General features: G+C 65.6%; 17 protein-coding genes. 12 read left to right on the top strand and 5 right to left on the bottom strand.

Annotation, left to right across the window (positions count from 1 at the left end; all coding sequences use genetic code 11):
* Positions 1-33 precede the first annotated feature (33 nt).
* Positions 34-894, bottom strand: a complete 861-nt coding sequence (locus tag KAK11_RS12425; protein ID WP_210809450.1) for an MBL fold metallo-hydrolase — start codon at positions 892-894, stop codon at positions 34-36.
* Between the two features lie 143 nt (positions 895-1,037).
* Between KAK11_RS12425 and KAK11_RS12420 the strand changes: the two genes are divergently transcribed.
* The 7 genes from KAK11_RS12420 to KAK11_RS12390 all read left to right on the top strand — a co-directional run bounded on the left by KAK11_RS12420 (position 1,038) and on the right by KAK11_RS12390 (position 8,516).
* Positions 1,038-2,006 (top strand): LysR family transcriptional regulator, encoded by a 969-nt coding sequence (locus tag KAK11_RS12420; protein WP_210809449.1) that lies wholly within the window; start codon positions 1,038-1,040, stop codon positions 2,004-2,006.
* Complete coding sequence (locus KAK11_RS12415) at positions 2,003-3,184, top strand: class I SAM-dependent rRNA methyltransferase (protein WP_210809448.1); 1,182 nt, start codon at positions 2,003-2,005, stop codon at positions 3,182-3,184. The genes KAK11_RS12420 and KAK11_RS12415 overlap by 4 nt, the downstream gene beginning before the upstream one ends.
* Before the next feature lie 5 nt (positions 3,185-3,189).
* Positions 3,190-3,861, top strand: a complete 672-nt coding sequence (locus KAK11_RS12410) for a response regulator transcription factor (protein WP_210809447.1) — start codon at positions 3,190-3,192, stop codon at positions 3,859-3,861.
* On the top strand, positions 3,858-4,865 hold the full coding sequence (locus KAK11_RS12405; protein ID WP_210809446.1) for a sensor histidine kinase: 1,008 nt from the start codon (positions 3,858-3,860) through the stop codon (positions 4,863-4,865). The genes KAK11_RS12410 and KAK11_RS12405 overlap by 4 nt, the downstream gene beginning before the upstream one ends.
* A 92-nt stretch (positions 4,866-4,957) precedes the next feature.
* Positions 4,958-6,073 carry a DUF3500 domain-containing protein gene (locus KAK11_RS12400; protein WP_210809445.1) on the top strand — a complete coding sequence of 372 codons (1,116 nt, stop codon included), beginning with the start codon at positions 4,958-4,960 and terminating at the stop codon, positions 6,071-6,073.
* A 93-nt stretch (positions 6,074-6,166) separates the two neighbouring features.
* Positions 6,167-7,234 carry a HupE/UreJ family protein gene (locus tag KAK11_RS12395; protein WP_210809444.1) on the top strand — a complete coding sequence of 356 codons (1,068 nt, stop codon included), beginning with the start codon at positions 6,167-6,169 and terminating at the stop codon, positions 7,232-7,234.
* Positions 7,235-7,538: 304 nt separating this feature from the next.
* Positions 7,539-8,516: an alpha/beta hydrolase gene (locus KAK11_RS12390; RefSeq protein WP_210809443.1), complete on the top strand. Its 978-nt coding sequence runs from the start codon at positions 7,539-7,541 to the stop codon at positions 8,514-8,516.
* On the opposite strand, the gene KAK11_RS12385 is transcribed toward KAK11_RS12390, so the two are convergent.
* Together KAK11_RS12385 and KAK11_RS12380 are read right to left on the bottom strand one after the other, a co-directional pair.
* Positions 8,476-9,930: a sensor histidine kinase gene (locus KAK11_RS12385; RefSeq protein WP_210809442.1), complete on the bottom strand. Its 1,455-nt coding sequence runs from the start codon at positions 9,928-9,930 to the stop codon at positions 8,476-8,478. The two genes, KAK11_RS12390 and KAK11_RS12385, sit on opposite strands and share 41 nt — an antisense overlap.
* A 21-nt stretch (positions 9,931-9,951) precedes the next feature.
* Positions 9,952-10,587 carry a response regulator gene (locus KAK11_RS12380; protein ID WP_210809441.1) on the bottom strand — a complete coding sequence of 212 codons (636 nt, stop codon included), beginning with the start codon at positions 10,585-10,587 and terminating at the stop codon, positions 9,952-9,954.
* A gap of 159 nt (positions 10,588-10,746) precedes the next feature.
* On the opposite strand from KAK11_RS12380, the gene KAK11_RS12375 reads away from it, so the two are divergent.
* The 4 genes from KAK11_RS12375 to KAK11_RS12360 are packed head-to-tail and all read left to right on the top strand — an operon-like array spanning position 10,747 to position 14,666.
* A complete protein-coding gene (locus KAK11_RS12375) occupies positions 10,747-12,630 on the top strand; it encodes a methanol/ethanol family PQQ-dependent dehydrogenase (RefSeq protein ID WP_210809440.1) in 1,884 nt (627 codons plus the stop codon).
* Positions 12,630-13,250, top strand: a complete 621-nt coding sequence (locus KAK11_RS12370; RefSeq protein WP_246498848.1) for a pentapeptide repeat-containing protein — start codon at positions 12,630-12,632, stop codon at positions 13,248-13,250. The genes KAK11_RS12375 and KAK11_RS12370 overlap by 1 nt, the downstream gene beginning before the upstream one ends.
* Entirely contained in the window at positions 13,250-13,732 is a 483-nt protein-coding gene (locus KAK11_RS12365) for a c-type cytochrome (protein WP_210809439.1), read from the top strand. Before KAK11_RS12370 ends, KAK11_RS12365 begins: the two co-directional genes overlap by 1 nt.
* 16 nt (positions 13,733-13,748) lie before the next feature.
* The gene (locus KAK11_RS12360) at positions 13,749-14,666 is read left to right on the top strand and encodes a sensor domain-containing diguanylate cyclase (protein ID WP_210809438.1); all 918 of its coding nucleotides are present in this window, start codon (positions 13,749-13,751) and stop codon (positions 14,664-14,666) included.
* A gap of 20 nt (positions 14,667-14,686) precedes the next feature.
* Here KAK11_RS12360 and KAK11_RS12355 read toward each other — a convergent pair whose 3' ends face one another.
* Together KAK11_RS12355 and KAK11_RS12350 are read right to left on the bottom strand one after the other, a co-directional pair.
* Positions 14,687-16,477, bottom strand: a complete 1,791-nt coding sequence (locus KAK11_RS12355; protein ID WP_210809437.1) for an ATP-binding protein — start codon at positions 16,475-16,477, stop codon at positions 14,687-14,689.
* 79 nt (positions 16,478-16,556) lie between these two features.
* The gene (locus KAK11_RS12350; protein WP_210809436.1) at positions 16,557-17,042 is read right to left on the bottom strand and encodes an Lrp/AsnC family transcriptional regulator; all 486 of its coding nucleotides are present in this window, start codon (positions 17,040-17,042) and stop codon (positions 16,557-16,559) included.
* A 157-nt stretch (positions 17,043-17,199) separates the two neighbouring features.
* Between KAK11_RS12350 and glmS the strand changes: the two genes are divergently transcribed.
* Complete coding sequence (gene glmS, locus KAK11_RS12345) at positions 17,200-19,050, top strand: glutamine--fructose-6-phosphate transaminase (isomerizing) (protein WP_210809434.1); 1,851 nt, start codon at positions 17,200-17,202, stop codon at positions 19,048-19,050.
* Positions 19,051-19,279: the final 229 nt, after the last annotated feature.

Here is a 19,279-nt window from a genome sequence, read left to right as displayed (position 1 = left end):
GCTGACTGTAAGCGGGGTGAGCCCGCTTCTGTCTCACCACTTCATCTCCCCCGTGTGCACCTTGGCCCCGATGTCCAATGAGAGGCCACCCGCCGCTTCGGGGTAAGCAGCCTTCATACGTCCGATCAGCTCCGCGCTGTTGGCGCTGCTGGCGGCGGCCTGGTCAAAGGTTTGCAGGTAGTCGCGGGTGAAGCGGATGGTGCTGGCGTCTAGCGGCGTGCCGGCCTTCATGTGGCCGGGCACCACGATGCGGGGCTTGAGCGCGTTCATGTCGTCGAGCTGGGCCACCCAGGCTTGGCGCTCGGCGGGGCTTTGGGTGTCGGCGGTCCACACATGCATCTGGCCAAACACGCCCACGTTGCCGACGATGGCTTGGGCTGAGGGAATCCAGGCATAGGGCCGATGCGCCAGCAGGCCTTCGGTGCCTTTGATCTCGATGGTGTGGCCTTCCAGGTTCAGCGTGGTGCTGGCCAGCGCGGTGGGCAGCACAGGCTTGCGCGGGGCGTTGGCGCCCATCTTGGGTCCCCAGAAGCCCAGCTTGGCTTGTAGCTTCTTCTCGATCACCTTCAGTACGGCCGGCGTGGTCACCACCTCGGCGCTGGGGAACACTTCTTTCAAGGTCTCCACGCCAAAGTAGTAGTCGGGGTCGGCCTGGCTCACATAGATGGTCTTCAGGGTCTTGCCGCTGTCCAGCACTTGGGCGGCAATGCGCAAGGCGTCCGCACGGGTGAAGCCGGCGTCGATGACCATGGCGTCCTTCTCACCGGTGACCAGCGTGGAGTTGACGTTAAAGCTGTTGGCGTCGGCGTTATAGACCTTGACTTGCAGCGGCGCAGCGCTGGCGCCCAGGGTGGTGGCCAAGAGGGCGGCGGTGGCGATGAGAGAGCGGGTCATGGTGATGCGGTCCTTTCAAAACCCAAGGTGTTGCGATGGGTTGGACTGTATTGATCACTGAATTGCAGATAAACAGCCATTTGTGCGATAGTTTGTCTACCAAATTGAACTAATCCAAGCGATCTCATCAAAGCGACCTCAACATGGACCGCATCACCGCCTTGCAAGTCTTCACCGAGGTGTCCGAGCGTGGCAGCCTGACCCAGGCCGCCGAAGCGCTGGGCCTGTCGCGCGCCATGGTCTCGCGCTACCTAGAGAGCCTGGAGCAGACCCTGGGCGCGCGCCTGCTGCACCGCACGACCCGCCGGGTCAGCTTGAGCGACGCGGGCGCGGAGGCCCTACCGCGCTGCAAGCAGATCCTGGCCGAGATGGACGAGCTGCAAGCCCAGGCCAGCCAGCGCCGCAGCACGCCGCAGGGCAAGTTGCGCATGACGGCCAGCACTTCCTTCGCCCAAGCCTTTCTGGCCCAGGTGGTGGCTGAGTTTCTGGGCCTCTACCCCGAGACCCAGATCGAACTGCTGAGTGTGGAGCGCACCGTCAACCTGGTGGAGGAACGCATCGACTTGGCAGTGCGCATCGGCAACCAGTTGGATGAAGGCCTGCTGGCAAGGCGCTTGGGCGTGTGCCGCTCGGTGGTGGTGGCCGCACCGGCTTATTTGCAGCGTTACGGTGCGCCCGCCGAGCCCTTGGACCTGCGCCATCACCGCTGCCTGACCCACGCCTTTGTGGGCCGCACCGAGTTCACGCTGCACCGCGCGGGGCAGACCGTCAAGGTGCCGGTCCACGGCCCCTTGCAAAGCAACGAAGCCGCGGTCACCCGGGCGGCGGCCCTGGCGGGTGCCGGTGTGGCCTTGTTGCCCACTTACTTTGTGGGTGAGGACCTGGCCGAGGGCCGCCTGCAGCGGCTGCTGCCCGAGTGGGAGCCCGAGCCCTTGGCCATCCATGCCGTCTACCTCAGCCGCCAGCACCAGCCCCTGCTGCTGCGGGCTTTGCTGGATCATCTCGCCAGCCGCTTTGGCGCGGGCGAGATGCCGTGGGATGCGCCGCTCAAGCCCACTGCCCAGCGCCGCCGCCGCGGCCCGCGCCACAGCAGCGACAATCTCGCCCCATGAAAGCGATCCGTTTACGTGAAGGAAAAGAGCGTTCCCTCTTGCGCCGCCACCCTTGGGTGTTTGCGGGCAGTGTGGAAAAGGGCAAGGCCGATGCCGGTGAAACCGTGCGGGTGGAGAGCCACGACGGCCGGTTTTTGGCCTGGGCGTCGTTCAGCCCCAGCTCGCAGATCCGGGTGCGCGCCTGGAGCTTTGACGAGGCCGAGCGCATTGACGTCGCCTTCTTCCAGCGCCGCGTGCAAGCGGCCGTGGCCATGCGGGAGCGGCTGGCGATTCAGAGCAATGGCGTGCGCCTGATCCATGGCGAGGCCGACGGCCTGCCGGGCCTGATCGTCGACCGCTATGACGACATCCTCAGTGCGCAGTTCCTCTCTGCGGGCACCGAGCGCTGGAAGGACGTGCTGGCCGATGCGCTGCTGGCGGCCACCGGTTGCACCCGGCTTTATGAGCGCAGTGATTCGGGCGTGCGCCAGCTCGAAGGCCTGGAGCCCGCCAAGGGTTGGCTGCGTGGTGGGGGCGACACCACCATCACCCTGCGCGAGCACAGCATCCAACTGACCGTAGATGTGGAAGAGGGCCACAAGACCGGCTACTACCTGGACCAGCGCGAGAACCGCGCCTTGTTCGCCCGCATGGTGCGCCAGTTTGGCTGCAAGAGCGTGCTCAACTGCTACAGCTACACCGGCGGCTTCAGCGTGGCCGCTCTGGCCGGTGGCGCCACCGAGGTGGTGAGCGTGGATTCGTCCGCCCCGGCCCTGGCCCGCGCCTCGGCGCATGTCACGCTCAACGGCTTTGACCCCGCCCACCACACCGCCTTGGATGCCGATGTGAACGGCACGCTGCGCCAGATGCTCAAAGACGGCCGCAGCTTTGACGCCATCATCCTGGACCCGCCCAAGTTTGCGCCCAGCGCCGCGCATGCCGACCGTGCCAGCCGCGCCTACAAAGACATCAACCGCCTGGGCCTGAAGCTGCTCAAACCGGGCGGCTTGTTGCTGACCTTCAGCTGCTCGGGTGGCATTGGCGCGGAGCTCTTCCACAAGATCGTGGCGGGTGCCGGCATGGACGCCGAGGTGGACGCGTATTTGCTGCAGCGCTTGGAAGCCTCCAGCGACCACCCCACCACGATCTGCTTCCCTGAGGGCGAGTACCTCAAGGGCTTGGTGCTGCTCAAGCGCTGACGGCCATGGTTCGGGTCTTGATCGTCGATGACGATGCCGAGATCGGTGCGCTGCTGTGTGCAGCCCTGGCCCGCCATGGTTTAGAGGCAGAGCATCAGCTCAGCGGCGAGGGCTTGCTCAAGCGCCTGGCGCGCGGCGATGTGGACGTGCTGGTCCTGGACCGCATGCTGCCCGGCGACGACGGCCTCACCCTCTGCGGCGCGGTGCGCCAGCGCTTCAGCCTGCCCATCTTGATGCTGACCGCGATGGGCGACCCGCTGGACCGCGTGGTGGGGCTGTACGGCGGGGCGGACGACTATGTCGTCAAGCCTTTTGATGCGGCCGAGCTGGTGGCCCGCGTCAAGGTGCTGATGCGGCGCCAGAGTGGCGAAGCCCGCCAAGAGGCTTGGCAGTTCGCGGGCTGGACCTTGAAGGTGAGCCAGCGTGAGCTGCAGCGCGCCGACGGCCTGGTGGTGCCGCTGTCGGGCGCGGAGTTTCGGCTGCTGATGTGCCTGCTGCAGCACAAAGGCCAGGTGCTGAGCCGCGCCGACCTGCAGGCCCAAGCCCAGCCGCGTGCGGTGGGCCATGAGCGCAGCATCGACCTGCTGGTCAGCCGGCTGCGCCACAAGCTGCAAGACGAGGACGGGCAGGTGGTTCGCACCGTGCGCGGCCTGGGTTATCAACTGGATGCGCCATGAGCTTTTTGACCCGCTGGCAAACGGTGTTTGGCCGCTTGGTGATGCTGATGCTGGGCCTGCTGCTGCTGAGCCACGGCCTGACCTTCATGCTCATTCAAATCAGCCTAGGCCCTCAGCCCAGCAGCCCGCCTCCGCCACCACAGTGGCTGGGCTTGGCCATGCTGGCCCAGGTGCTGGCGGCGGCGCTGGCGGTGTGGGTGGGCAGCCGTGTGCTGGCCCGGCCCTTTCAGCGCTTGGCGCAGGCGGCCGCTGCGATGCAGGCCGACCAAGCCCTGATGCCGCTGCCCGTGGAAGGCCCGCTGGAGGCGCGGCAGGCCACCACGCTGTTCAATGCCATGCAGACCCGCATCACCGAGCAAGTGCGCCAGCGCCAAGCCTTGCTGGCCGGCATTGCCCACGACCTGCGCGGCCCGCTCACCCGCATGCAACTGCGCCTGGATGGGATGGCGCCGCGCGCCACGCCCGAGCTGGCCGCGCTGCAAAAAGACGCCCGCGACATGGCGGCCTTGCTAGAGCAATCGCTGACGCTGCTGAGCCGCGGCGTGGAGGCCGAAGCCCCCCAGCGCCTGGACTTGTGCGCGCTGGCCGAGAGCGTGGTGGACGACTTGAACGAGCAGTATGAGCAAGTGCCCGCACCGCTGCACTGCCACGGCAAGGTGCCGCCGCTGATGGCCCGCCCGCTGGCGGTGCGGCGGGCGCTGTCCAACCTCTTGGACAACGCGGTGCGCCACGGCGGCGGGGGCGAGCTGGGGCTGCGAGAGGAGGGCGACCAGGTCTTGATTGAGGTCTCCGACCGTGGGCCAGGCTTGGCTGCCGAGCTGCTTGACCAGGTGCTGCAGCCCTATGTGCAGGCGCCCGATGCCGCCCAGGGCGGCTGGGGCTTGGGCCTGGCGATTGCGCACCAAGTGGCCCAGGCCCATGGCGGCCACCTCAGCCTGCATGCCCGCGAGGGTGGGGGCTTGACGGTGCGCATGGCGCTGCCGCGCGGCATGTGTCCAACTTGATGTAATTCAGACAGCAAGGCTTCACGGGGTGGGCCCAGCATGGCGGCTGTGGCCCTCATTCAGGGCTTGTGATCAGCCCGAAGGAGAACCCCATGCTTCATTCATCCATCCCACGCCGCGCCGCCCTGCTCAGCGCGGTGGCCGCCGCCACCCTGGCCTTGTTGGTGGCCTGCGGCGGCGGCAGCGACGCCAGCAGCGGCACCGACGCCTCGGGCACCACACCCACCACGCCGACCACGCCCACCACGCCGCCAGTGGCCAGCGATTGCAGCGTGCAGACCGAGCAAGCCGCGCAACTCACCTGCTTGGCCAACAACTTTTTGGCCACCCTCTCGACCACCCAACAAAGCAGTGTGGTGGTGGCGCTCTCGGCCAGCAATGCCACGCAGCGCTGGTCCAACCTGCCGGTGGGCATGGTGGCGCGCAGCGGCCTGCCCCTGAGCAGCCTGGACGCCACCGCCAAGACAGCGGCCTTGGCCCTGCTGCGCGCGTCCCTGACGGCCCAAGGCCAAACCACCATGGACGAGCTGCGCGCGGCCGACGCCTACCTGGGCGGCTTGACCAGCGGCTATGGCGAAGACCTCTACTACATCGCCTTCCTGGGCTCGCCCAGCACCACCTCGTCGTGGATCTTGCAGTTCACCGGCCACCACTACACCCACCACATCACGGTGTCGGGCAAGGTGCTGAGCGCCACGCCCATGTTTGTGGCCGTGGAGCCCACCGCCTGGAGTGCCAACGGCGTGGACCACGCCCCCATGGCCAGCCGCCGCAATGCCCTGCTGGCCATGCTGGGTGGCCTGGATGCCACCCAACTGGCCAGCGCCAAGCTGGCGCAAGCCTATGACGACCTGCTGGTGCGCCCGCAGCAAGACGGCAAGTTCCCCACCGTGCGTGAGGGCCTGCAGGTCAGCCAGCTCAGCGCCGATCAGCAAGCCTTGGTCAAGGCCGCCATCCTCAGCTATGCGGCCGATGTGAAGACCGGCCAGCCCGAAGCCTATGTCACCGACGCCGCCCTGGCCGACACCCGCATTGCCTGGGCCGGATACACCGACCTGGCCACGCGCGGCTCTTATGTGCGCATTGACGGGCCCAGCGCCTGGATCGAGTTCTCGGTGCAAGGTGGCATCGTCATCCGCTCACAAAACCATTACCACAGCGTCTGGCGCGACAAGCAGCTCGACTATGGTGGCTTGTTCACGTTCTAAAGCGGGGTGTTGACGATGGGCTCGCCGTGGCGCAGAGGGTGGTGTGGGGTGTGGCTCTGGCTGTGCCTCGCGCTGGGGGTGCAGGCCCATGACATGCCGCAGTCGCAGGTGTCGGTGCAGGTGCTGCCGCAGCACTGGCAGGTGCAAGCCCGCGTGCCCGAGGACCGGCTGATGCTGGCCTTGGCGCAGGCCGCGCAGCAAGCCCCGGCCGAGCTGCCCGCGGCCCTGACGGTGGCGGCCGTGCGTGGCTATGCCGAGGGGCGCCTGCGTGCGGTGGGGCATGACGGCCAACCCTGGGCCATCGTGGGCAACGAGGTCTTGCCGCCGGAGCCCGGCACCAATGAGTGGCTGCTGCGTTGGCAACTGCGCCCAGCGGGCGGTGGGCCAGCGGAGTCCGTGCGACTGCACTATGAGCTCATCACCCGCGAGGTGGCGACCCACGTGGCGGTCTTCACCCTGACGCAAGACTGGGAGCGCGGGGACCTGCCGCATGCGCCGCGTCTTTTGGGCAGCCTAACCCACACACCGCTGTGGCTGGACGTGCACCGCAGCCCGCCCACGCCCTGGGCGGCCGCCATCAGCCTGGCTCAGCAGGGCTTCTGGCATTTGATGGAAGGGGCCGACCATCTGCTGTTCTTGGCCACGCTGTGGCTGACCGCAGGGCTCAGCGTGCAGGCGGGGCACTGGCAAGCGGCGCCCACCCAGCGCGCGGTGTGGCAGGCCATGTTGTGGCGGGTGAGCGCCTTCACGCTGGGGCACAGCCTGGCCTTGATGGCCGTGGCCCTGCACTGGCTGCCCCCGGCCGGCCCGCTGGTGGAGGCCTTGATTGCCGCCACGGTGGCGCTGTGTGCCCTGCACGCCCTCAAGCCCTTGTTCCCAGGCCGCGAGCTGCTCTTGGTCACCGTGTTCGGGGCCATTCATGGCAGCGCCTTTGCAGAAGGGCTGGCGGCATTGCAGCTCGACACCCAGCAGGTCCTGTCGGCCACCCTGGCCTTCAATTTGGGCCTGGAGCTGGCCCAGGTGCTGGCCCTGGTGCTGATGGCGCCCGTGGCGCTGCTGCTGTGCCGCAGCAGCCACCCGCGTGCCACGCTGGCTCGCCAAGTGTTGGCAGTGGGCACCTTGCTGATGGCCTTGGTGTGGTTGGTGCAGCGTCTGGCCTGAGGGGGCCGGACAATGTCGGCAGGGCCTGTTAACACTACGGCAAGGGGCGCGAAGCGACGAATTGGGGCGCCCATCTAGGCGCAATGCGCCGCCCGCACTCATGTGCGGGCAAGCGTTGCAACGACGAGGGGCGTCCCAATCCGCCGCTTCCCTTCGGGTTGTGACCAAAAAGGGCGCATGCGGCGTTGCAAATCCTCGCCGGGCGGGCAGCCCGGCTGCGGTTTGCGCCTTGCCTGCGCTCTTTTTGACTCACAACGCGTCCCCTTGCCGTAGTGTTAACAGGCCCTAGGAAAGGATTCACGACATGACAACACCTTCGATGCAGCGCAGCGCTGCTACATGGGCCGGGCTCTGCGCCGCAGTGCTTGGGCTGGGCATGGCTTTGCCAGGCTGCACCAGCCCCAACGCCAGCACGGCCCCCCCCACGGCGTCGGCCGCAGGGGCGGTGCCCGCAGATGCGCCAGCACAAACGCTGCGCGATGTGGCCTACGCCAGCCGCTCTGCCGCGCAAAAGATGGACATCTACATGCCGGCCGGGGCGGGGCCGTTTCCGGCGGTGGTGCTCATCCATGGCGGCGCTTTCAAGCGGGGTGACAAAGCCATGGACGCCGCCAATGCCGCCGCCTTGGTGGCCCAAGGCTATGTGGCCGTGGCCATCAACTACCGCTTGAGTGGCGAGGCCACCTTCCCCGCAGCGGTGCACGACGCCAAGGCCGCAGTGCGCTTTCTGCGGGCCCGGGCCAGCGACTACCGCATCCAGCCCAGCAAGATCGGCGTTTGGGGCGCGTCAGCCGGTGGCCACCTGGCCGCAATGCTAGGCACCTCAGGCGGCGTGGCAGAGCTGGAGGGCACCGAGGGCGCGCACCTGGGGGTGTCCTCTCGGGTGCAGGCCGTGGTGGATTGGTTTGGCCCCATCAACTTCGCCACCATGGTCAGCGAGGGCCGGGCCCTGGGCTTTGCGGCCCACTACAACGTTGACAATGAGTCGGCCTACCTGGGGGTGGACGCCAACAGCCCCGCCCACTTGGCGCTGGTGCAACGCTCCAACCCAGCCACTTACATCGACGCGCAAGACCCGCCTTTCTTCATCCAAGTGGGCAGCGCCGACCCGCTGATTCCCTACACCCAAAGCCTGAACTTCCACGCCGCCTTGAAGGCGGTGCTGGGCGAGGCCAAGGTCAGCGTTGAAAAGCTCGAAGGCGCCGGCCACGGCGGGCCGCAGTTTGGCAGTGCGGCCAACCTCAGCAAGGTGCTGGGTTTTCTGGGCCAGCACCTGAAGTGAGGATGTCCCTGCGGCTTGGCAATGGCAGGTGTGCTTCCAGCACCAGCCCTTTGCCATTTGAACCAGGGTGCATCAGCCACTGGCCGGCCAGCGACCACACGCGCTCTTGCATGCCGACCAAGCCGTTACCGCGCTGCTTGGCGGCATCGGGCTGATCGAGGCCTTGGCCGTCGTCCTCCACCACCCAGTGCAGGGTCGCCGCGTCTCGCTGGCGTTCATCCTGGGGTGGTGTCAGGCTCAGTCGCAAGCTCACCTCGCCGGCGTGGGCGTGCTTGGCGGCGTTGGTCAGGGCCTCTTGGCTCAGTCGGTATACGGCCAGTGCCACCTCACGAGGCAGCAAGGTGCTTGGGGAAAGGCCGATGTGATCGAATTTGAAATGCACACCCTTCTGCGTGCGCTGCCAACTGCCGATCAGCTCGCTAAGCATCTCCATGAGCTGCTCGCTGCGCAGCGCAGCGTCAGCGCCATCATGGGACTTTTCTCCCAAGGGACGCAGGCGGTCCAACAAGTGCCTGACATCTAGCTGTATCTCTGTGCAGCGGTCAGCCATGCCAGACACCACCGCCAGAGCTTCGGGCTGATTCACCAGTGCTTTGCTGAGCCAAGCCGTGTTGAAGCGCAGCGTCGTCAAGCGCTGCCCAAGTTCGTCATGTAACTCTCGTGCCAGATGAGCGCGCTCTTCCTCTTGGAGGGTGTGAATCCTTTGGCTCAGGGTGCGGCGTGCCGCCTCGGCGCTCTCCAAGGCCAGCGCTAGGTGTCGCAGCGCGGCAGCAATGGACTCCAGCTCCCGGACCGGCATCTTGGGCAGGGCTTGAACAGGCTGTAGGTTCTCGTGCTCGATAGCCCTGATGGCGTCTAGAAGGCCAGACAGTGGCTTGAAGGCGAGCAGGAGATTCCAACGCATGACGGCCAAAAGGCCTGTAATGCAGGCCAGCATGATGAGACAGGAGCTGGCCATGTCTTGCGCGGCCTCGTGCAACTCGCCTTCGGTGCTGGCTCGCACGGTCACCGTCCACGGCCTGCCCTGCTGCCGCGCAATGGGCCAGCTCACGGCATTGTGTTCGGGCGGGTCGAAGACCTCTCGATGCCAGTGGGCCAGACGTCTCAAGATCTTGGGCGTCTCGGCACCGGAAGCGAAAATCTGGCGTCCTTCGGCGGTGGTGATGTTCACCTGAAGGTGGCGCAGCGGCTCCTCAGACTCTATGCGCTTCAAGGTGCTGATGGCAGCGTCTTCATCCAACTGAGCCAGGCTGGCCAAGTGCGCTACCAATTCGGCCAAGGTGGTGGCCGCAGCGACTTCCTCTTCCACGGCCTCATTGGTGCGTGCCACGCCTAATGCCAAGGCCAGCGCCAGCGCGATGGCTCCCACCAGCGAAGATCGGCGCATCACCAGGCGCGGGAGATCCCAGGGCAAGTCACCTTTCATGGGAAACCCTCAGATCTGTACCAAACCCTGTTCCAGCGCGAGACGCAGCAGTTTGAAGTCACTGCGCATGTCCAACTTTTGGCGCACCAGGGACATGGTGTTGAACACCGTTTTCTCGCTGATGTGCAGGGCGCTAGCGATCTCGTCCGTGGCCTGCCCGCCGGTGGCCAGGCGAAGCACATCGAACTCTCGCGGTGTGAGCTTTTGCAGCGGCGTGTTTTGGCCTTGCTTGGCGGCGTCGTGCAGCAGGATCTCGGCCACATCGCTAGAGCAGATCCGGCGCCCAAAGGCCACATCCCGAATGGCATGCACCATTTCGTGGGGGTCACTGTCTTTGGTGAGGTAGCCTGTGGCGCCCGCCCGCAGGGCCTGCTGCACAAAGCTCTCCTGCGCATGCATCGTGAAGACCAGCATCTTGATGTGCGGGTCGCGTTCGCGCAGGCGCCGCATGGCCTCGAAGCCGCTGTCGCCCTTGAGGCTAAGGTCGATCACCGCGACATCCACGGTCTGCTCTCGAAGGGCCTCACAGGCCTGCGCAGAGTTGGCAGCCTCGGCCACCACTTGCATGTCGGGTTCAGCCTCAATGAGCAAGCGGTAGCCCGCGCGCACCACGGCGTAGTCGTCTAACAGTAGCACTCGAATCACAGGCTGTCTCCGTCTTGGTTGCGCGCCTTAGGCAAGCAAGAAGCACGCCCCAAGCGGCTCAAAAAGGCGGGAATGCTTCCCGTCTTGCAGGGGACTCGATCCCGAGACGCCAAGCCCCTGAATTTCTAGACTGCCTGCACCCACAACAAGGAGACATCCATGCCTTTCAATGCCTCATCCGCTCGCCCCCTTCATGCTTTGGCTGCAGCCGCGCTAGTGGCACTTGGTGCTGCCAGTACCTCGGCTTTTGCCGTTAAGAACGTCACCTGGGAAGACATTGCCAACGACGACAAGACTGGCAAAGACGTGCTGAACTATGGCTTGGGCCTCAAGACCCAACGCCACAGCACGCTGCGCCAAATCAACACCAAGAATGTGGATCAACTCGTGCCCGCGTGGAGCTTCTCCTTCGGCGGCGAAAAGCAGCGTGGCCAAGAGGCGCAAGCCCTGGTGCACGACGGCGTGATCTATGTGACCAGCTCCTACTCTCGCTTCCATGCGCTGGACGCCAAGACTGGCAAGCAACTCTGGATGTACGAGCACCGCTTGCCTGATGACATCCGCCCCTGCTGCGACGTAGTGAACCGTGGCCCTGCCATTTATGGTGACAAGGTCTTCTTTGGCACTTTGGATGCACGCATCGTGGCGCTTGACCGTGCCACGGGCAAAGTCGTCTGGAACGAAAAGTTTGGCGACCACAAGATTGGCTACACCATGACCGGTGCGCCCACCATCGTCAAAGAGAAGAATGGCCGTGTGCTGCTGATCCACGGCTCATCGGGTGATGAGTTCGGTGTGGTGGGTTGGCTCTTTGCGCGCGACCCGGACACTGGCGCCGAAGTCTGGGCCCGTCCCTTGGTGGAAGGCCACACCGGCCGCTTGGATGGGAAGCCCGGCACGACCACGGGTGATGCCCGGGCGCCGAGTTGGCCGCGCGACAAAGACGGAAACCTGGTGGAGGCTTGGAGCCACGGCGGCGGCGCGCCTTGGCAGTCTGCCGCTTTCGATGCAGAGACCAACACCATCGTGATTGGTGCCGGCAACCCCGCACCCTGGAACACCTGGAAGCGCACCAAGGAAGGTGACGACCCCCAAAACTGGGACAGCTTGTTCACTTCAGGTCAAGCTTACGTGGACGCCACCACGGGTGAGTTGAAGGGCTTCTACCAGCACACCCCCAACGATGCTTGGGACTTCTCCGGCAATAACTCGGTGGTGCTGTTTGAGTACAAGGACAAAGACGGCAAAACCGTCAAGGCCAGCGCCCATGCTGACCGCAACGGCTTCTTCTTTGTGACGGACCGCAGCAAGCTCGCCACCGGCGCTGGCTACCCCAACAAGCCCACCTCGCTGATCAATGCCTGGCCGTTTGTGGACGGCATCACCTGGGCCAAGGGATTTGACCTGAAGACGGGCCGGCCTATTGAAACCGGCAACCGCCCACCCCAGCCGCAAGCCGGGCAAGACAAGGGCAAGGCAGTGTTTGTCTCGCCGCCATTCTTGGGCGGCACGAACTGGATGCCCATGTCCTACAGCCCGGACACCGGCCTGTTCTACATCCCTGGCAACCACTGGGCCATGGATTACTGGACCGAAAACCTGACCTACAAGGCGGGCTCCGCTTACCTTGGTCAAGGATTCCGCATCAAGCGCCTGTATGACGACCATGTCGGTATCTTGCGCGCTATCGACCCCAAGACCGGCAAGATCGCTTGGGAGCAGAAGGAGAAGTTCCCGCTGTGGGCCGGCACCATGACCACCGCCGGTGGATTGTTGGTCACAGGCACCTCCGATGGCTTCGTCAAGGTGTTTGACGCCAAGAACGGCAAGGAGCTGTGGAAGTTCCAAACCGGCTCTGGGGTGGTGTCGGTGCCCATCACCTGGGAGCAAGATGGTGAGCAGTACATTGGCTTGTCCTCGGGCTATGGCGGCGCCGTGCCGCTGTGGGGCGGCGACATGGCCGACTTGACCAAACAGGTGACGCAAGGCGGTAGCTACTGGGTCTTCAAGTTGCCCAAGGCCACCAAGGTCGCGTCCAAGTGATGCACGCACCGGCACGCCCCACCGGGCTGGCTGGTGCCTGGCGTGGGTTGGCGCTGTGCGCTGCGCTGGGCGGGCTTGCGCCCGCTGGGGCGCAGCCTGCAGGCCCGGCCAGCCCACCCGAGGTGACGGTCATCAACGGCTGCAAGCTCTGGCCCTACGCGCACTGCCCAGGTGCAGACCTGCGGCATGCCGACCTGGTCGGCAAGGACCTGCGCGGTGTCAACTTCAGCGGGGCCAAGCTGGCCCGCGCCAACTTGCGCAGTGCCAACTTGGCAGGTGCGGTGCTGGATGGCGCGGACCTGACGGCGGTGCAGGCCTATGCCTTGAACGCGCCGGGGGCGTCTTTCAAGAACGCCCGCCTGGTGGGCGCCAACTTGGCCCAGGCTCGGATGTTCCGTGCCGACCTGTCGGGTGCGGACTTGACCGGCGCAAGCTTGGAAGCCGCACGCTTGAACTTGGTGTGGTTTGTGGGCACCCAACTCATCAACGCCGAGTTGCAAGAGGCCAAGTTTGTGGGCAGTAATCTATTGAACGCCGACATGGACGGTGCACATCTGCGCTACACCATCTTTCCGGATGCCAACTTGCAAGGCTGTAAAGCTTGCCCTAAGGATTGGTGATGCAGCCACTTCTCCGTCAACAGCGTCGCATTTTGTCCTTGGGCTCGCTGATGCTTCTCGTGGCAACCGGGCCGCTCCTGGCGCAAGAGACCAACACTCTTCGCGGGCAGTCTGGGGCTGTGGCGTCAGGCTTGACGCTCTACAACCAGCACTGCGCCGAGTGCCATGGCCTCAATGCCACCACCCCACAGGCTGAAGCCCCGGACTTGCGGCGCATGGATGGCTTTTGCCGCCGTCTCAAGGAGCCGAGCCTGAAAGCCGATTGCACCGCCGACGTGGATCGTTACTTTCTGCGCTCGGTCAACGAGGGCAAGGTAAGGGCGGGCGTGGTGCATATGCCGCCCTGGAAGGATGTACTCACGCGGGACGAGGTTTGGGCCATCCGCAGCTTTGTGGAGACGCTGCCCGCAGACCCGCCCAGGCGTATCACCTCCGTGGATGCGCAGCGGGCCACCCAATCTGCTCAAGGCTTGCGCCCGTAGTGCCGACAATGGCGGGATGGCCCTCAACCCGTCCCTTCCTCTTCAGGCATTGGCCGAGCTGCTGCCCGGCTTGTTGAGCCAAGCGCAGGTTCTGGCCGGTGTGTTCGATGCCGATGACCGCTTGGTCTGGGCCAATGCGGCCTTTTGCGAGGCCTTGGCCGTGGTGCCGGGCAGCCACCCCACTTGGGCAGAGATGATGCGCCACTGCCACGCCACGCAGCGCGGCACGGTGATCAACACCGACGACTTCGAGGCCTGGTTGGCCTCGGCGGCTTCTCGCCGTGGCAAGCTGCCATACCGCCAGTTTGAAACCGACCTCCACGATGGCCGCTGGATCTTGATGACCGAGACGGTGGACGAGCGCGGCTGGATGCTGTGCCTGGGCAGCGATGTGTCTGACTTGGCGCGCGACCACCGCGAGCTGCGGGTGGCCCGTGACCAGGCTCAACGTGCCTCGCTGGTAGACGCTCTCACCGGCATGGGCAACCGCAGCTTTGTGATGACCCAACTGAGCCAGCGTCTGGCCGGGCGCCTAGACACGCCCCTGTGTGTGGTGATGGCGGACCTGGACCACTTCAAGCAGATCAATGACAGTGTGGGTCACGCCGGGGGTGACGCGGTGTTGTGCGACTTTGCCCGCCTGCTGCAGCAGGGCATTCGGCGGGTGGATGTGTGTGGCCGCATGGGCGGTGAAGAGTTCATGGCCGTGCTGGAAGGCTTGAGCCTGAGCGAGGCCGAGCAGGTGATGCAGCGGGTGCTGGCGTCGGTGCGGGCCTCTCGGCCGCTGGCCAGCCACCCCGAGCTGAGCTACCGCGTCTCCATGGGACTGGCCCAGGCGGCGCCGGGAGAGCCTGCGGCTTCTTTGATCAGCCGTGCCGATGCGGCGCTCTATCAGGCCAAGCGCCAGGGCCGAGACCGGTGCGTGCTGGCGTGACGGCGCACCGCCTCAACGCCTCAGCGCTGCACGTTGCGGCGGATCACCTTGGCCAAGTCACCGTCGGTGAAGGGCTTGGCCAGATAGTCGTCCATGCCGGCGTCCAGGGCGCGTTCGCGGTCGCCCTCTAGCGCATTGGCGGTGAGCGCCACGATGGGCACATGGGTTTGGCCGGTGATCTGCTCGAGCGCCCGGATCTGCCGCGTGGCCTCGAAGCCGTCCATGCCGGGCATTTGGCAGTCCATCAAGATCAGGTCATAGCGCGCAGCGGCATAGCGGGTGACAGCTTGGCTGCCATCCTCGGCTTGGTCATGCTGAATGCCCAGTGTCTTCAAGATGGCCCCAGCCACCAGGGCGTTGACCAGGTTGTCTTCGACCAGCAAGACCTTGAGGTCGTCCAGTGGCACCGACGGGTTGCTGTGGGCGTCTTGCTGCACCAACGGCGCCGAAGGCGGCAGGTGCACCGTCAGCCGGAAGGTGGTGCCTTGGCCGGGCTCGGACTGGCAAACCAGCTCGCCCTTCATGGCCCGCGCAATCTCGCGCGAGATGGTCAGGCCCAGGCCGGTGCCACCGTGGCGGCGGCGGTCGGTGTCGTCCACCTGATGAAAGGGGCTGAACACGGCTTCCAATTGGTCGGCGGGAATGCCTTCGCCGGTGTCTTGAACTTCAATGACCGTGCTGCCGTCTGCTTGGTGGCGACTGCGCAAGGACACCCCGCCTTGCTCGGTGAACTTCACCGCATTGCCCACCAGGTTGATCAAGATCTGGCGCAGGCGGGTGGGGTCGCCCAGCACCCAATGCTCACCAGCGGGCTCACAGATCAGGTTCAGCCGCAGGCCTTTGTCGTCGGCCTGCACGGTGGAGACGGCCATCACGCTTTCCAGCAGCGCGCGCAGGTCAAACTGGCGCTGCGCGAGCTGCATGTGCCCGCCGTCGATCTTGGAGTAGTCCAGCACATCGTTGATCACGCCCAGCAGGTGCTCACAGGTGCGTTGCAGCATCTGCAGGTGGCCCACCTGCTCGGGGTTGGCAGCGGGCTGGTGGTCGGCCTCAATCAGCCGGGCCAAGCCCAGCATGCCGTGCAGCGGGGTGCGCAGCTCGTGGCTCATGGTGGCCAAGAAGCGGTCTTTGACGGCGCTGTTGCGGTGCGCCAGGTCCAGCGCTTGCTGGCGCTGGCGAGCCAACTCGTCCATCTGAAAGCGCAGGCGCAGCATGGAGCGGGTGTGCTCTGCCGCCCGTTTGCCCTCGACGACCACGATCACCAAGAACACCGTCAAGCCGATGCCGGTGTAGAGGCCCACGGGTGTGCCCAGCGCCAATTGGTAGGCGATGCTGGGCACCATCAAGGGCAGGGCCATGGCCACCAGCGTCCGAAAGCTCATGGCCATGACCACCAGCGCGATGCCGCCGATGGCGACCACGGTGGTCACCAAGGTGGCGCCCAGCACCGGGTCGTTGGCGGGCTGCAAGGCTGAGCCCAGCAGCCCAAACATCGCGCCGTCGGCAAACAAGGCCCACTCGAAGCGGCGCACCCAAAAAGGGCCTCGGGCGGGGTCGTCGTGCTTGAAGCGCCAACTGACCCACAGCCGCGCGGAGCTGCTGACACACTTGCCCGCGAACCAGGCCATCAAGATGGGCGTGGGGGCCAAGTCCCACAACATCCAGCACAACATCGCCGCGATGGGCAGGCCTGCCAGCGTGGTGTTGCGCGAGCGCGCAAACACCATGGCCGCTTGGGCAATGCGAATCTGCTGCTCTACCGCCTGGGTGTCCGGCGGGGTGTCGTAGAGAGGGGGGGTGTTCTTGCTCATGGCCAATGCGGCCAGTCTATTCACAAAGCCAGTGTGGCAAAGCCCCAAACAAAACCAGTTTAGGGATAACGACAGGGCCTTAAGACTTGCCGTCGGGCTTGGGGATGGCCGGCGCGAACTTGCAGCGCTTGAGCGCGAAGTAGCTTTTGACGTTCCGCACATTGGCGTCTTGGGTGAACAGCACCTGGGTCAGGCTGGCAAAGGCCGCCATGCTGGGCGCCCAGACCACCAGCACAAAGTCCGGCCCCGGCGAGACCTGCCAGCACTGCTGCACCGCTGGGTGGGCTACTACCCGGGCCTCAAACGCGGCTTGGTGCTCGGCACCTTGCCGGTCTAGCGCCACTTCACAGATCACGCTCAGGCCCTGGCCCCCTGCCGTGGGCGCCACCAGCGCGGTGATGCGCTCGATGACGCCGCCCTCGCGCAGCCGCTTGACCCGCCGCAGCGCCGTGGCCGGGCTGCACAGCGCGGCGGCGGCCAGCGCGTGGTTGGTGAGGCTGGCGTCAGCCTGCAGCAGCTCCAACAGGCGCCAATCCAGCTCGTCCAGCATGAGTGATTCATCCATCCAAGTATCGTAAATGAAATAAATCATCCGCACATCAATTCAGTGATTGAAAAGTTCACGATGGCAATCAATTTGAAAGCTTAAATCTTTGGTGCAGGGCTAGGATCTGCCCATTGCAAAACGCAGCCCCAGCGCTGCATTCGGGAGCATCCAAACCATGTGTGGCATCGTCGGCGCCGTCAGCGCAAACAACATCGTCCCCATCCTCGTTCAGGGCCTCCAGCGCCTGGAATACCGGGGCTATGACTCCTGCGGCGTGGCCGTGCACCAGGGTGGCGAGCTGCGCCGCAGCCGCTCTACCTCGCGCGTGGCCGAGCTGCGCACCATGACGGAAGACGACGGCGTGGCCAGCGGCACCGGCATTGCCCACACCCGCTGGGCCACCCACGGCGCCCCGGCCGTGCACAACGCCCACCCCCACTTCAGCCGCGGCCAGATCGCCCTGGTGCACAACGGCATCATTGAAAACCACGACGAGCTGCGCGACGAACTCAAGGCCAAGGGCTATGTGTTCGAGAGCCAAACCGACACCGAGGTCATTGCCCACCTGGTGCACCACCTCTATGCCGGCGACCTGCTCGAGGCCGTGCAAGGCGCCGTGCTGCGCCTGCGCGGGGCCTATGCCATCGCCGTGTTCTGCCGCGACGAGCCCGGCCGCGTGGTGGGCGCCCGTGAGGGCTCGCCCCTGATCTTGGGTGTGGGCACGGAATCGGGCACTCAGGCAGACCCCACCGCCCGCTACTTGGCGTCAGATGCCATGGCCCTGGCGGGGGTGACCGACCGCATCGTCTACCTGGAAGAGGGCGACGTGGTGGACCTGCAATTGGGCAAGCACTGGGTGCTGGCGCGAGATGGCGAGCGCTTCAAGCCCACCGAGCGCGAGGTCAAGATCGTCCAAGCCCACAGCGGCGCGGCCGAGCTAGGCCCCTACCGCCACTACATGCAGAAGGAAATCTTCGAGCAGCCCCGAGCCCTGGCCGACACCCTGGAAGGCGTGGAAGGCATCACCCCCGAGCTGTTTGGCGACGGCGCCTACAGCGTCTTCAAAAACGTGGACCGCGTGCTCATCTTGGCCTGCGGCACCAGCAGCTATTCCGGCATGACGGCCAAGTACTGGCTGGAAAGCATTGCCAAGATCCCCTGCAGCGTGGAGATTGCCAGCGAATACCGCTACCGCGACAGCGTGCCCGACCCACGCACCCTGGTCGTCACCATCAGCCAAAGCGGTGAGACGGCCGATACCCTGGCTGCGCTCAAGCATGCCCGCAGCCTGGGCATGGAGCACACCCTGACCATCTGCAACGTGGCCACCAGCGCCATGGTGCGCGAGTGCAAGCTGGCCTACATCACCCGCGCCGGCGTGGAAGTGGGCGTGGCCAGCACCAAGGCCTTCAGCACCCAATTGGCCGGCCTGTTCCTCTTGACCCTGGCCTTGGCCCAAGTGCGCGGCCACCTGACGGACGAGCAAGAAGCACAGCACCTCAAAGCCATGCGCCACCTGCCCGTGGCCCTGCAAGCCGTGCTGGCGCTAGAGCCCCAAGTGGTGGCCTGGGCCGAAGCCTTTGCCCGCAAAGAAAACGCCCTGTTCCTGGGCCGCGGCCTGCACTACCCCATCGCCCTGGAAGGCGCGCTCAAGCTCAAAGAGATCAGCTACATCCACGCCGAGGCCTACCCCGCCGGTGAGCTGAAGCACGGCCCCCTGGCCCTGGTAACGGCCGAGATGCCCGTCGTCACTGTCGCCCCCAACGACGCCCTGCTCGAAAAGCTCAAGAGCAACCTGCAGGAAGTGCGTGCCCGCGGCGGCGAACTGTTCGTCTTCGCAGACGACGACACCAAGATCGAATCCAGCCCCGGCCTGCACGTCATCCGCATGCCCGAACACTACGGCGCCCTGTCCCCCATCTTGCACGTGGTGCCGCTGCAGTTGCTGGCGTATCACACGGCGTGTGCACGGGGGACGGATGTGGACAAGCCACGCAACCTGGCCAAGAGCGTGACGGTCGAATGACCGTCGCGCCCTTGGCGGCGCGCAGCGCCCGTGCGCTGCAAGCGCACGCAGGGGGCGTGGCTTGCGGCGCAGGCTCACTTTGCGCCAGCAAAGTTAAGCCCCGCAGGGGCGGCCGAAGCCACAAGCCGGGTGGGAGTGGCACAACCTGTATTGGCCAAGTCAGTCACGGTCGAATGACCGTGGCTGGCTTGGGGGCCGCATCAGCGGCCCCGCGCGCAGCGCGCCAGGG

The sequence above is a fragment of the Ideonella paludis genome (assembly GCF_018069865.1).
Taxonomy (GTDB): domain Bacteria; phylum Pseudomonadota; class Gammaproteobacteria; order Burkholderiales; family Burkholderiaceae_C; genus Ideonella; species Ideonella paludis.
Note: the sequence above shows the minus strand (reverse complement) of the source record. Positions and strands in the feature narration are given on the sequence as shown.